The organism is Pantoea sp. SOD02 (genome assembly GCF_024707505.1).
Taxonomy (GTDB): Bacteria; Pseudomonadota; Gammaproteobacteria; order Enterobacterales; family Enterobacteriaceae; genus Pantoea; species Pantoea symbiotica.
In genome coordinates this window covers 3,354,940-3,368,666 of sequence record NZ_CP102604.1, presented here as the reverse complement: position 1 = coordinate 3,368,666, position 13,727 = coordinate 3,354,940, and the positions used below count along the sequence as shown (strand labels likewise).

Genomic DNA, 13,727 nt, shown 5'->3' with positions numbered 1-13,727 from the left:
AGGGCACAGGGATGTGCCCCTTTCTCTTTAATGACTGGTGGACTATCGATGGAACTGATGCACTCAGGCGCAACATTTCGCCGTTCGTTTAAGCTCAGCGTTCTCTGTGCGGGCATGGCTTTACTTTACAGTTCTCAACTTTTAGCGGCCAGTGATGCGTTAACCCGCGCGGGGCAAATTACCTCAGCAGGTTTAGCGCAACAGCAAGAACTGCCTTCATTAACCGGTGAGGTGGCGGAACCCGCCCTCGCTAATGTCCCCGATTTTCTGACCATCAACCAGGCGGTGCAGCGCGCCATTCAGTGGCATCCCGATATCGCTCAGGCGGTAGGGAAAATGCTGGAGCAGGCTAATCAGGTTGATGTGGCGAAAGCCAAATATTATCCGCAAATCAGTGCTGGCATGAACAACGGCTACAGCAACGCTTACAGCGAAAAGGGCTTCAGCCCGTCGTTTGTGCTGTCGGTTTCGCAGATGCTGTATGACTTTGGCAAGGTCAGCAGTTCGGTGCGTTCCGCCGAAGCGGGCGTGGCGCAGGAACAGGCCAACGTGCTGGTGAGCATTGATACCGTGGCGCACGATACCGCCGCAGCGCTGGTGGAAGTGCAGGGTTATCAGCAACTGGTGATCATTGCGCAACAGCAGCTCACGGCGCTGAGTAAGATTGGCGATCTGGCGCGACAGCGTAATGAAGAGGGCGCGGCGTCACTTTCGGATGCTACGCAAACCGATGCGCGTATCGAAGGCGCGCGAACCACCTTAACGCAATATCAAGCCAACCTTGATCGCTGGCGCGCCACGCTGGCGACCTATCTGGGCTGGCCGCTGGTGAAAAAAGTCAGCGACGATTTCCCCACCAAACTTACGCAATCCTGTCAGGTGGCGAAAGCCGATGACAAGCTCAATCCGTCGGTGCTGGCCGCCTGGGCGCAGGCTAATCAGGCGCAGGCCAAACTCGATAATGCCAACGCGCAAAACATGCCGACCATCTCGCTGGAACCGCAGGTGACGCATTATCTCAACAATCACTACTCCGGCAGCGAAACGCTGGATCGCACGCAATATTCGGCATTTGTGAAAGTAGAAATGCCGCTCTATCAGGGCGGTGGCATCACCGCCAGCCGGGACGCAGCAGCCAATGCGCTGCAAGCCGCCAATGCCGCCGTCAACTCGGCACGGCTTAAAGCGCGTCAGCAGTTGAGCGAGTCGCAGAATGAGTCGCAAAGCCTGTCGCTCAGCCTGGCGATCATGGGTCGGCAACAGGCGCTGGGCGAGAAAACTCAGTCGCTGTATCAGGATCAGTATCTGCAGCTCGGCACGCGTCCGCTGCTGGATGTACTCAACGCCGAGCAGGAAGTGTTCCAGACCCGTTTCACGCTTCAGCAAACCATCAGTCAGTTACGCTCACTGCAGCTCGATTGCCTCTACAGCACCGGGCATATGCGGTCAGCGTTTGCCTTGAATAATCAGCGGATCCAGTCCGTGGAGATCCAGCCATGACGCAATTACAGATTCCCGACGCGCCCGATAGCGCGTCCGGGGGAAATGTGCCCTTACACGGATGGGCCACCGCAATCATCCTGATTGCCACCCATTATCGCTTGCCCTGTTCGCCGGGCATGATCATGGCCGCTGCCGAATGGCAGGGCAAACAGTCGCGCGATAAAGCATTGCGCCATCTGGCGCGTCAGGCAGGTTTATCGTTGCAGCTGTATGAAGAGAATAAGTGGGAGATCACCAGCTGGCGCTTGCCGCTGGCGATAGAACTGGCCGACGGTCAGGTGGGCGTGATCACCCAGTTTGATGGCGACGATGAAGTGCGGGTGCACTTCGCCGGTGATGAACAGCCAGCGCCGATTGCGCTGGAAACCTTGCTGCCGGAAATCCGTTTTGCCGCCGCGCTGCGTCCAGTTACCGCGGCTAAAGACAGCCGCGTCGATCGCTATCTCGCCACGGTGAAACCGGATTGGCTGCGCCGTTTGGTGCTGCACGATCTGCGGCCGTACGGCTACGTGATGCTCGGATCCTTCCTGATCAATCTGCTGGCGCTGGTCGGCATTATCTTCTCGATGCAGGTGTACGATCGGGTGATCCCGGCGCAGTCCTATCCCACGCTGTACGTGCTGTATATCGGCGTGATCATCTCGGTGGTGTTCACTTACATCCTGCGCGTCGGACGCGATCACGTAACCGATCTGCTGGGTAAGCGCGCCGATATGCGCGTTTCCGATCGGGTATTTGGTCACGCGCTGCGGCTGCGAAACAGCGCGGTGCCGCGTTCGACCGGTACTTTTATCTCGCAGCTGCGCGAGTTGGAGGCGATCCGCGAAATGGTCACCTCCACCACGGTAACGGCGATTGTCGATATGCCGTTCTTCCTGCTGTTCCTGCTGGTGATGGCGATTATCGCGCCGCAGCTGGCGTGGATTGCGCCGGTGGCGGTGCTGCTGATGATCTTGCCGGGCGTGCTGAGCCAGAAAAAGCTTTCGAAACTGGCGCAGCAAAACCTGAAAGAGTCGACGCTGCGCAATGCGGTGCTGGTGGAGAGCGTGCAAGGGTTAGAGGATATCAAGCTGATGCAGGCGGAAGATCGCTTCCTGCAACAGTGGAACAGCTACATTCGCATCACCGCGCAATCCGGCGTGGAGATGCGCAAAGTGATGCACTCGCTGATTACCTGGGGCGTTACCGTACAAGGTTTGGTGTATGCCAGCGTGATTGTGATCGGTGCGCCGATGGTGATCAACGGTGATATCACCACCGGTGCGATTGTGGCGGCGTCGCTGCTCTCCTCGCGCATGATTGCGCCGATGGCCACGCTGTGCGGCGTACTTGCGCGCTGGCAACAGGTGAAAGCGGCGAAAGGCAGCCTTGATGCGTTGATGAATTTGCCGGTGGAAAACAGCAAAGATGAAACACGCATTCATACGCCGGTGCTGTTTGGACACTACCAATTCACCGATGCGATGTTCCGTTATTACACCGATTCGCTGAACATCGCGCTGCGCATCAAAAGCCTGACCATCAAACCGGGCGAGCGCATCGCGGTGTTGGGACGCAACGGTTCGGGTAAATCGACCTTGCTGCAGGCGATGATCGGCGGCATCGATCTGGTCGGCGGTGAACTGCGGCTGGATAATCTCAGCCTGCCGCACATTGATGTAGCGGATGTACGGCGCAACGTGGGCCTGCTGACGCAAAACGCGCGGCTGTTCCACGGCACGCTGCGGGAGAATCTCACCATGGGCGCGGCGCACGCCACCGATGATGCCATCTTCGGCGCGCTCACCGTCAGCGGCGGCGCGGATTTCATTCGTCGTCTGCCGCTCGGCCTTGATCATCCGATCATGGAAGGCGGCGTTGGGCTTTCTGGTGGTCAGCGTCAGTCGCTGCTGCTGGCGCGCATGCTGCTGCGCGATCCCAACATTATCCTGCTTGATGAGCCGACGGCGGCGCTCGACGATCACACCGAGAAAGAGTTTATCGAACGGCTCGGTCAGTGGCTTAACGGTCGCACCTTGATCGTGGCGACGCACCGCGCGGCGATCCTCGCGTTGGTGGATCGTGTGCTGGTGTTGAAGGAGGGACAACTGGTGATGGATAGCCCGAAAGAGAATGCCTTGCCGGCACCGCGTGCTAACGGCATTCCGCCGGAGGCGCAATCATGATCAAACAATTACCGGCAAGACTGCGCTTAGTCACGGCGGCAGAAGTGGATTCATCTGACGATCTGCTGGGCGAACTGCGATCCGAAACCCATTACACCGGCGCGGTGCGGCTGATCGTGATCAGTACCGCACTGATCCTCGTTACGGTGATTTGGGCATGGTTTGGCGTGCTGGATGAAGTCTCCACTGGCACCGGCAAAGTGATTCCCAGCTCGCGCGATCAGGTGCTGCAATCACTGGAAGGCGGCATTCTCACCGAGCTGTATGTGCATGAGGGCGATCAGGTGCAGGCCGGACAAGTGGTGGCGCGTCTGGATGCTACGCGATCGGAATCTAACGTCGGCGAAAGTGCGGCGCGCTATCGTGCGGCATTGGCTGCCGCCTCGCGCCTCAATGCGGAAGTGAACGATCAGCCGCTGAGTTTCCCGGCGGAGTTGAACAAGTTTCCCGATCTGATCGCATCAGAAACGCGGCTGTACAAAACTCGCCGCGCGCAGCTGACCGATGCCACCGCGCAGTTCAAAGAGTCGCTGGCGCTGGCCAACCGCGAACTGGCCATCACGCAGCGTCTGGCGAAAACCGGCGCTGCCAGTAGCGTGGAAGTGCTGCGTTTACAGCGCGATAAATCGGATTTGGAGCTGAAACTCACCGATATGCGTTCGCAATATTACGTGCAGGCGCGCGAGGAGCTGGCGAAAGCCAATGCCGAAGCCGACAGCATGGCGCAAGTGGTGAAAGGGCGCGAAGACACGGTAACGCGATTAACCATCCGCTCACCGATGCGCGGTATCGTGAAAAACATCAAAGTCTCGACCGTGGGCGGCGTGGTGCCACCCAATGGCGAGCTGATGAACATCGTGCCGATGAACGATCGTCTGCTGATTGAAGCGCGATTGTCACCGCGTGACATCGCCTTTATTCGTCCTGGCCAGCGGGCGGTGGTGAAGATCTCGGCTTATGACTACGCCATTTATGGCGGCCTGAACGGCGTAGTAGAGAGCATCTCGCCGGATACTATTCAGGATGAGGTGAAGCCGGAAATTTACTACTACCGCGTGTTTATCCGCACCGATAACGACTATGTGCAGAATAAAGCCGGTAAGCGCTTCTCTATCAGTCCCGGCATGGTTTCTACCGTGGATATTAAGACCGGAGAGAAGACGGTGATGGATTATCTGATTAAGCCGTTTAATAAGGGTAAAGAGGCGATGCGGGAGCGTTAATCCGCGCAGTTAAAATCGGTCGCCAAAATGGCGACCCTACATAGGTAAGGTGCGCAATAGTGCGCACCTTATTTTTATTGCTGTAATTACCGCCTGTTTCTTTTCCTTCCTGCTGCATCAATCCTTTCATTCGCTATCTCAGGCTTCAAAGCTCTCGAAAGGTGGCATAACTGTCGGGTATCCGCACTTTGAGTTAACGGCGAAAAGCATAAAAATAGCGCCTGTTCGAATTTTCTACTTACTTGCTTTTGAATCAGCACTGTCACTAGCGCGCATGTGTTGCTTCAGCTTGAGCATCATCTCCGCGCACAGGAACTGCTATGTCTGCAAACATCGTCTCTGAATATCCACCGCAGAGCATCGATCCGATCGCCTCGATCCGCGACACGCTGTGTGAACAGGGTGCTGCGTTATTGCATCTGGCACAGCACATTGACCGCAAACAATATCAACATGTTCTCAAGCTGATCTTGCAGTCACAAGGGCACATCATCCTATCTGGCATGGGGAAATCGGGTCATGTTGGCCGGAAGATTGCCGCCACATTAGCGTCAACCGGTACGCCGGGCTTCTTTATTCATCCCGCCGAAGCCTTTCATGGCGATCTCGGCATGATCACGCCGTACGATTTAGTGATTCTGATCTCTGCCAGCGGTGAGACCGATGAAATCCTCAAACTGGTTCCGTCCTTAAAAGCCTTTGGTAACCGAATAGTCGCCATTACCAATAATGGAGTGTCAACGCTGGCAAAAAATGCTGATGCGGTATTGGAACTCAATATGCGCAGTGAAAGCTGCCCAAACAATCTGGCTCCGACCACTTCCACCACCTTAACCATGGCAATTGGCGATGCGCTGGCGATCGCCCTAATGAAGCAGCGCGGTTTTATGCCACATGACTTTGCACGCTATCACCCAGGCGGTTCGTTGGGACGCCGCTTGTTGACAAGGGTGTCGGATGTGATGCAACCCGATGTGCCAAAGGTGGCGCAAAACGCCAGCTTCACGGACGTTATCCAAAACATCACCAGCGGATGTCAGGGCATGGTGGCGGTGACTAACAAGGAAAACCATCTTGTCGGCATTATCACGGATGGCGATCTGCGTCGCTTCATGGAGCTTAAACCTACTCTGCACAGCGCCATCGCTGCCCACATCATGACGCGTTCACCGCTCACGGTTTCACAGGAAATGATGGTTACCGAAGCTGAAGAGATGATGCAAAAACATCGTGTCTCAGTGCTATTGGTAACAGATGTATGTCATCAGGTCGTGGGGCTGGTGCGCATTTTTGACTGAATTAAAGACCTTCATGCCAACCCTAAAAAATGAAAGACACATCAATGTTTGTTGAAAAACTGAAAACGGTTGCTGCGCTTATCCAGGCGCATGTGACCTTGGGCAACGCGCAGAAACATCTGGCAAAAATCGTCATCCTGTTACCGATGGGGTTGCTGCTGATCTATTTAGCGATCTTCAGCCAGCCACGCTTTATGAGCGAATCCAAAGTGGCCATTAAAAGAGCCAGCGACATTGATGGCAGCAGCCTCAATGTCGGTCTGCTGCTGGGCGCCGCTAATCCGAGTTCAGCGGAAGATGCGCTCTATCTCAAGGAGTACATCAGCTCGCCAGATATGTTGGCGGCGCTAGATAAGCAACTCGATTTCCATGCAGCCTTTAGCCATAGCGGATGGGATTTCCTTAATCATCTGGGCCAGCAGCAAACCACTGAACGTTTCCTGCAATATTATCGCGACCGCATCAATGTGGCATACGACGATAAATCTGGACTGTTAAACATTCAGACTCAGGGCTTTAGTCCTGAGTTTGCTTTGCGCTTCAATCAAGCCGTTTTGAAGCAGTCAGAGCGATTTATCAATGAGTTATCGCACCGTATCGCGCGTGATCAGCTTGATTTTGCCGAGGCCGAAATGGACAAAGCACGGCAGCGTCTCGATAGCAGTAAAGCGGAAATGCTGGCTTATCAAAATAGCCACAATGTGCTGGATCCGCAGGCCTCGGCGCTGGCGGCCAGCACGTTGGTCAATACGTTGATGGGGCAGAAGATCCAGATGGAGGCAGAGCTGCGTAATTTGCTCACCTATTTGCGTGATGATGCGTCGCAGGTGGTTAGCGCCCGTAACGCTATTCAATCGCTACAGGCGCAGATTGATGAAGAGAAAAATAAGATCACCGCGCCGCAGGGCGACAAGCTCAACAGCATGGCGCTGGCGTTCGAAGAGATAAAAGCCAAAGTCGAGTTCGATACGCAGATTTACACCATGGCGCTAACCGCGATTGAGAAAACCCGCGTCGAAGCGGCACGCAAACTAAAAGTGCTATCGGTGATCAGCTCACCGCAACAGCCGCAGGAAACCACCTTTCCCAATTATCCCTACTTAATCGCCTGCTGGTTACTGGTGTGTTGCTTGCTGTTTGGCACCACCAAACTGTTGTTAGCCGTGATTGAAGACCACCGCGATTGATGCTGTCGCTAAACGAGTTCGTGATGAAACTACTGAAATATTTACTATTGATTGCCGCCAGTTTTGCGGCACAAACCAGCCAGGCTATTGACATCAATGCCGATCCGAATATGACCGGTGCAGCGCCGTTGCCCTCTTTTTTAACCGGTCAGCAGAACAACATGCAGAGCAGTGGCGGATTTGATAACACGCCGCCACCCGCTGCGCCGGTTGTTTTGAGCCGCATGTTTGGCGCGCAGTTATTCAACGGCACCAGCGCGGATAGCGGCGCCACGGTGGGATTTAATCCGGGATATATCCTGAATCCCGGCGACAGCATTCAAATCCGCCTATGGGGCGCATTTACGTTTGATGGCGCGTTACAGGTTGATCCAAAAGGCAATATTTTCCTGCCGAATGTTGGGCCAGTGAAAGTGGCAGGTATTAGCAATAGCCAGCTCAATGCGTTAATTACCTCGAAAGTAAAAGAGGTTTATCAGGCCAACGTCAGTGTCTATGCCTCGCTGCTGCAGGCGCAGCCAGTAAAAGTTTACGTTACTGGCTTTGTGCGTAGCCCGGGTTTATACGGCGGCGTCACTTCTGATTCGCTGCTCAATTATCTGATTAAAGCGGGCGGGGTTGATCCCGATCGCGGTAGCTATGTGGATATCAGCGTGAAGCGCGGCAACAAAGTGCGTTCGAGCGTGAATCTGTATGACTTTCTGCTGAGCGGCAAACTGGGTTTATCGCAGTTTGCCGATGGCGATACCATTGTCGTTGGACCACGTCAGCATACATTCAGCGTGCAGGGCGATGTGTTTAATAGCTACGACTTTGAGTTCCGCAGCAGCAGCATTCCGGTAACAGAAGCGCTGAGCTGGGCGCGTCCCAAACCTGGCGCAACTAACATCACCATTATTCGTCAGCAAGGTCTGGCGAAACGCAGTGAATACTACCCAATTGGCACAGCCGCTGGCCGCATGTTGCAGGACGGCGACACGCTGATTGTCAGTACCGATCGTTATGCCGGCACCATTCAGGTTCGTGTGGAAGGTGCGCACTCCGGCGAGCACGCCATGATCCTGCCATATGGTTCCAGCATGCGCGCAGTGCTGGCCAAAATCCGCACCAATAGCATGTCGCAAATGGATGCCATTCAGCTTTATCGCCCTTCGGTTGCTCAGCGTCAGAAAGAGATGCTCGATGTGGCGCTCCGCAAGCTGGAAGAAGCTTCGCTCTCAGCGCAATCTTCTACCAAAGAAGAAGCCAGTTTACGGATGCAGGAAGCACAGCTGGTGAGCCGTTTTGTTGCCAAAGCGCGCACCGTGGTGCCGAAAGGTGAAGTGATCCTCAACCCGAAAGACCTCGACAACGTCTTACTGGAAGATGGCGATGTGATCAGCATTCCGCAGAAAACCTCGCTGGTGATGGTACACGGCGAAGTGATGTTCCCGAATGCGGTGAGCTGGAAAAAAGGATTACGACCGAAAGATTACATTGAGATGTGTGGCGGTCTGACGCAGAAATCGGGTAATGCCAAAATTATTGTGATTCGCCAAAACGGTGCGGCTGTTAATGCAGAAGATGTTGATCACATCAATGCTGGCGATGAGCTGATGGTGCTGCCGAAGTATGAGTCGAAGAACATCGAAGTAACGCGTGGTATCTCTACCATCCTTTATCAGCTGGCGGTGGGCGCGAAAGTGCTGCTGACGATCTAAGGCAGCCACGCGATGATTGGTATCTATTCATCAGGTATCTGGCGTATACCGCATCTGGAAAACTTTCTGGCACAACCGTGCCAGAAGCTCTCCCTGCATCGCCCGCTACCGCAGGAGGTCAGCGCCATCGCGGTGTGGGGACATCGCCCAAGTTCCAGCAAGCCGATTGAGATGGCGCGCAAAAAGGGTAAGCCTATTTGGCGACTGGAAGATGGTTTTATCCGTTCACTGGATTTGGGCGTGAATGGGGCGCCTCCGCTTTCAATGGTGCTGGATAAAGAGGGGATTTATTACGATGCCAGTCAACCCAGCACGCTGGAACGTTTAATCCAGCAACGAGTTGTCAATCAGGATGTAGACGCTTCCGCCCAGAAAGCAATCGACACCATCGTTACGCAGGATTTGTCGAAATATAACCAGGCATCGGCGTTTGTCGCGGAGGAAATGTTGCGGCGCGACATTGTGCTGGTGGTCGATCAAACCTTTGGCGATATGTCTGTGAAGTATGGCAATGCGTGTGCGGAGCACTTTGCATCAATGTTGCAGGCTGCGCTGCAGGAAAATCCGCTGGCGGCAATATGGATAAAAGTGCATCCAGACGTCATGCAGGGCAAGAAGGCCGGTTACTTTGCGCATCTGCAAGCGACAGAACGCGTGTTTTTGATGGCCGATGATGTGAGCCCGCAATCGCTGTTGCCTCATGTCTCACGTGTATATGTAGTCACTTCACAATATGGCTTTGAAGCATTGCTGGCAGGTAAGCCGGTGACCTGCTTTGGCCAACCGTGGTATGCGGGTTGGGGATTGACTGATGATCGACATCCTCAGGCCCAGCAACTGGCACAACGTCGTGGAAACGCCACCTTGCAAGAACTGTTTGCGGCTGCGTATCTGCATTACAGCCGCTACATCCATCCGATAACGGGTGAGGCGGCAACGCTGTTTGAGGTGCTGGACTGGCTGCAGTTACAGCGCCAACATCATCAACAGCGAAGTGGCCATCTATGGGCACCTGGCATGACGTTGTGGAAATCCACCATTGTTAAACCCTTCTTGCGTACTTCAGCGAATCGGTTGAGCTATTCACGTCGCTGTCATCAGGCAACCGCTTGTGTGGTATGGGGAACAAGCAAAGAAAAGTATTGGCGAGAGAAGTTACGTTCCCGCCGTTTGCCCATCTGGCGTATGGAGGATGGGTTCTTACGTTCATCCGGATTGGGCTCAGATTTGCAGCCACCGCTTTCTCTGGTGCTGGATAAGCGTGGAATCTACTACGATGCCTCGCGCCCAAGCGATTTAGAAGTCATGCTAAATCACAGCGATCTTAGCGCTGATCAACTGACACGAGCGGTAACGCTGCACCGGCACTTAGTCGCGACAAAACTTAGCAAATACAATCTTGGCGCGGATTTTCGTTTACCGGCAGCCGCTCAAGGCAAGCGGGTTTTACTGGTGCCTGGTCAGGTTGAAGATGATGCTTCAATTTTAACCGGCACCTTGTCAATTAATACCAATCTGGCGTTACTGCGCAGGGTTCGCGACCGTAACCCTGATGCGTTCATCATTTATAAACCGCATCCTGACGTGTTGGTTGGCAACCGTAAAGGCCATATTCCGGCAGAACAGGTGAATAAGTTGGCGGATTATCAGGCGCTGGATGCCGATGTTATTCAATGTATTCAACTCGTTGATGAACTGCATACCATGACGTCACTCTCTGGCTTTGAAGCGTTGCTGCATGGCAAACAGGTTTATTGCTACGGCCAGCCTTTTTACGCCGGTTGGGGCCTGACGCAAGATGAATATGCCTGCACGCGTCGCCAACGCAGATTAACGCTGTTGGATTTGATTTATCAGGTGTTGATTGCCTATCCCACTTATATCCATCCTGAACGTCAGGAAGCGATGAGTGTTGAGGAGGCCGTGGCATGGCTGATTAACGAACCAAGAGGCGAGATGTTATATACCCGGCAAAAAGCGGGGCGTGTAAAGCGCCATTGCCGCAAATTGCTGATGTTTTTCAAAGTAAAGTTTGGGTAATAATGAAGGTTCGTAATGCAAGGTAATGCTTTTAAAAAATTGCTCGCAGGTAAGAAATATCTTTTACTTCAGGGGCCGATGGGCCCTTTTTTCAATGACCTGGCCGAATTACTGGAATCAAAAGAAAAAGAAGCGGTAAATGTGGTATTTAACGGTGGCGATCGTTTTTATTGTCGCCAGCGTAAATACTTAACCTATTTGCAAACCCCGCAAGAATTTCCCGCCTGGTTGAGCGAAATCCATAACGAATATGCATTCGACACTATTCTTTGTTTTGGCGATTGTCGTGCGTTGCATCAGGCGGCTAAAAGCTGGACACAGACTTCCGGTGTGCGTTTTTTAGTGTTTGAAGAGGGTTATTTACGTCCGCACTTCATCACGCTGGAAGAGGGCGGGGTAAATGCGTATTCCTCCCTGCCGCGAGATCCTGAGTTTTATCATAGTTTGCCTGAAATGTCGGTAAGGCCGATCGTCAAACTTAAACCATCAGCGTTAAAAAGGATCGGGCATACCACCTGGTATTACCTGATGGGGCGCTATTATCGCCGAGAGTTTCCACTCTATCAGCATCACAAATCATTTTGCCCTTGGTACAAGGCGCGCTGCTGGTTTCGTGCTTATTGGCGTAAGCCGGTATATGCCTTTATGCAGCGAAAAATATTACCGCGCCTACAGACTGAGTTGAGCCAGCGATATTACCTTGCGGTGCTACAGGTTTATAACGATAGTCAGATTAAGCACCATAGCCCGTACAATGATGTGCGCGAATATATTCATGAGGTAATGCAGTCTTTCGCGAAGCATGCGCCGAAAGATACCTACTTAGTTATCAAGCATCATCCGATGGATCGCGGACATCGACTATATAGCCAGCTAATTACGCAATTAAGTAAAGTGTTTGATGTGGTTGGGCGGGTGATTTATGTACATGATTTGCCTCTGCCGGAGTTATTAACACACTCGAAAGGTGTGGTGACGATTAATAGTACGGTGGGGATATCGGCGTTAATCCATGGTAAGCCGGTAAAGGTGATGGGGGATGCCATTTATGATATCGATGGGTTAATATTTGAAGAGAGTATCAATCGGTTTTGGAACGATTATAATAAAAGTGATTCGATTTTGTTTAAAAGGTTTGAAAAGCATTTGCTAGAAAAAACGCAAATTAACACTGTTTTTTACTGTTGGTAGTTTTATACAATTGATGTTTTATTCTTGCCGATGTTTTTTATTTTAATAAATCACTCGGTCATGTTAGTTTACGAGTGATCGATCAAATATGAATTTATTTATTTAATTCACTATATGTTTTAATGTTCTGTCAAGGTTGTAATCCATTACGGATACTGCTCACAAGTTCACTTATGGGCTTTTTAATGATTCTATCTCTATTTTTTTTGGAACTACTCAATTCCTTCCATTGCGAAAAATACCTTGAAATATTACTTTCTGGGCTATCAAGGAAATTCTCTAAGGTATCCGATGGATTTATATTAAACTCGTCTCTTACAAACTGATTCCAACTTTCTGTAGGTGCTAAGAAGAAACATGGGAAATCATAATCATGTGGAAGGAAATTAAAAGTTGCATCTACATATACATATTGATGTGATTTTGCTTCAAGTATCATTTGCTGCATATGATTAAATTTGTTCCGAGACCGAAGTAGCATAATTACATTTGCGTTTTTCTTAGCAAACAAAACCAGATGCGATGCTGTCCCCATCACTGATGCTATATCATTAGCGCCTTTCATCAAAGAAATTTGCTCTTCCATAGTAAGCGTTTCTGGGTATGCGATAAAATATCCCTGCTTTCTAAAAAAATCCTCAAAATAGTTTTCGTTAATGATGTCATTTTTAGTGAACTTACTTCTGGAAAGATACACCTTTTTATGTTCAGAAGGCGCGATGTCTTTCATCATCTTTTCATGAGGAACTATGAAATTACTATTGAAGTACGAGAAAAATAGCGTTGATTGTTCAGGAATAACTACACTTCTAAATCGCATCGGTTCTTCAATGATTATTATCTCATTAGAGTTAAGACCCGCAATGTTAAGAAGTTTCAGATATTTTTCTTTAAAATTTGATTCTTTCAGAAATACAACCTTTTGTCCGGGAGTTCTGTATTTTATTGCATACCATAGACGGCACAAAGACTCTGTTATAAAATGCCCAAAGTGGCGATGCAAAACTCCGCCAAAAATCACATCTTCATCTAAATATTGGGGTTTAGATAAGGATGTTGGAGTATATGAGGCCCAGCATTCTTTGTTAACACCATTGGAGTTAACTCGACGCTTATGGCCAGCAATGAAATTGAATTTTTCGTCGCATACTCCGCCTAAGAAAAACTCTTTAGATTTATCTTCTGAAAGTATTCTTACCAATGGTAGGATATGTGCATTATCATAAACAGCAAAAGATTCTTTCTCATCATTGTAAAATGACTTTTTAATCTCTGATGAAAACTCAGGAAGGTTATTAGCATATAAATTAGTTTTTTTCATTGTTTTTGTCTCTTTAATTGAATGTTTTTTTATTATTTTAATTATTGTTGGGTTTTAAATATGGAGTTGATTTATTGAAAGTAAAATGTGTCATAAGTG

Annotated in this window: 9 protein-coding genes; 8 read left to right on the top strand and 1 reads right to left on the bottom strand. The window is 51.0% G+C overall.

The genetic code is table 11. The annotated features are described in order from the left end of the window. The first annotated feature begins 48 nt into the window (after positions 1-48). From NR302_RS15595 to NR302_RS15560, 8 genes are all read left to right on the top strand, one after another. The gene (locus NR302_RS15595; RefSeq protein ID WP_008107274.1) at positions 49-1,500 is read left to right on the top strand and encodes a TolC family outer membrane protein; all 1,452 of its coding nucleotides are present in this window, start codon (positions 49-51) and stop codon (positions 1,498-1,500) included. Next, entirely contained in the window at positions 1,497-3,668 is a 2,172-nt protein-coding gene (locus tag NR302_RS15590) for a type I secretion system permease/ATPase (protein WP_008107276.1), read from the top strand. The genes NR302_RS15595 and NR302_RS15590 overlap by 4 nt, the downstream gene beginning before the upstream one ends. Beyond that, the gene (locus NR302_RS15585; protein ID WP_008107279.1) at positions 3,665-4,891 is read left to right on the top strand and encodes an HlyD family type I secretion periplasmic adaptor subunit; all 1,227 of its coding nucleotides are present in this window, start codon (positions 3,665-3,667) and stop codon (positions 4,889-4,891) included. The genes NR302_RS15590 and NR302_RS15585 overlap by 4 nt, the downstream gene beginning before the upstream one ends. A 320-nt stretch (positions 4,892-5,211) precedes the next feature. Further along, positions 5,212-6,189, top strand: coding sequence for an SIS domain-containing protein (locus NR302_RS15580; protein ID WP_258143887.1), 978 nt, complete (start codon positions 5,212-5,214; stop codon positions 6,187-6,189). A gap of 44 nt (positions 6,190-6,233) precedes the next feature. Beyond that, entirely contained in the window at positions 6,234-7,376 is a 1,143-nt protein-coding gene (locus NR302_RS15575; RefSeq protein ID WP_258143886.1) for a capsule biosynthesis protein, read from the top strand. Between the two features lie 23 nt (positions 7,377-7,399). Continuing rightward, on the top strand, positions 7,400-9,076 hold the full coding sequence (locus tag NR302_RS15570; RefSeq protein ID WP_258143885.1) for a polysaccharide biosynthesis/export family protein: 1,677 nt from the start codon (positions 7,400-7,402) through the stop codon (positions 9,074-9,076). Between the two features lie 12 nt (positions 9,077-9,088). After that, positions 9,089-11,116: a capsular polysaccharide biosynthesis protein gene (locus NR302_RS15565; RefSeq protein WP_258143884.1), complete on the top strand. Its 2,028-nt coding sequence runs from the start codon at positions 9,089-9,091 to the stop codon at positions 11,114-11,116. Between the two features lie 15 nt (positions 11,117-11,131). Continuing rightward, positions 11,132-12,307, top strand: coding sequence for a capsule biosynthesis protein (locus NR302_RS15560; protein WP_258143883.1), 1,176 nt, complete (start codon positions 11,132-11,134; stop codon positions 12,305-12,307). A gap of 130 nt (positions 12,308-12,437) precedes the next feature. Here the strand turns inward: NR302_RS15560 and NR302_RS15555 are convergent, their stop codons facing one another. After that, positions 12,438-13,628 carry a DUF563 domain-containing protein gene (locus tag NR302_RS15555; protein WP_258143882.1) on the bottom strand — a complete coding sequence of 397 codons (1,191 nt, stop codon included), beginning with the start codon at positions 13,626-13,628 and terminating at the stop codon, positions 12,438-12,440. Positions 13,629-13,727: the final 99 nt, after the last annotated feature.

Excerpts from the sequence above, each read along its gene's own strand:
- NR302_RS15595 (WP_008107274.1), top strand. The coding sequence starts at position 49 with ATGGAACTGATGCACTCAGGCGCAACATTTCGCCGTTCGTTTAAGCTC.
- NR302_RS15590 (WP_008107276.1), top strand. The coding sequence starts at position 1,497 with ATGACGCAATTACAGATTCCCGACGCGCCCGATAGCGCGTCCGGGGGA.
- NR302_RS15585 (WP_008107279.1), top strand. The coding sequence starts at position 3,665 with ATGATCAAACAATTACCGGCAAGACTGCGCTTAGTCACGGCGGCAGAA.
- NR302_RS15580 (WP_258143887.1), top strand. The coding sequence starts at position 5,212 with ATGTCTGCAAACATCGTCTCTGAATATCCACCGCAGAGCATCGATCCG.
- NR302_RS15575 (WP_258143886.1), top strand. The coding sequence starts at position 6,234 with ATGTTTGTTGAAAAACTGAAAACGGTTGCTGCGCTTATCCAGGCGCAT.
- NR302_RS15570 (WP_258143885.1), top strand. The coding sequence starts at position 7,400 with ATGAAACTACTGAAATATTTACTATTGATTGCCGCCAGTTTTGCGGCA.
- NR302_RS15565 (WP_258143884.1), top strand. The coding sequence starts at position 9,089 with ATGATTGGTATCTATTCATCAGGTATCTGGCGTATACCGCATCTGGAA.
- NR302_RS15560 (WP_258143883.1), top strand. The coding sequence starts at position 11,132 with ATGCAAGGTAATGCTTTTAAAAAATTGCTCGCAGGTAAGAAATATCTT.
- NR302_RS15555 (WP_258143882.1), bottom strand. The coding sequence starts at position 13,628 with ATGAAAAAAACTAATTTATATGCTAATAACCTTCCTGAGTTTTCATCA.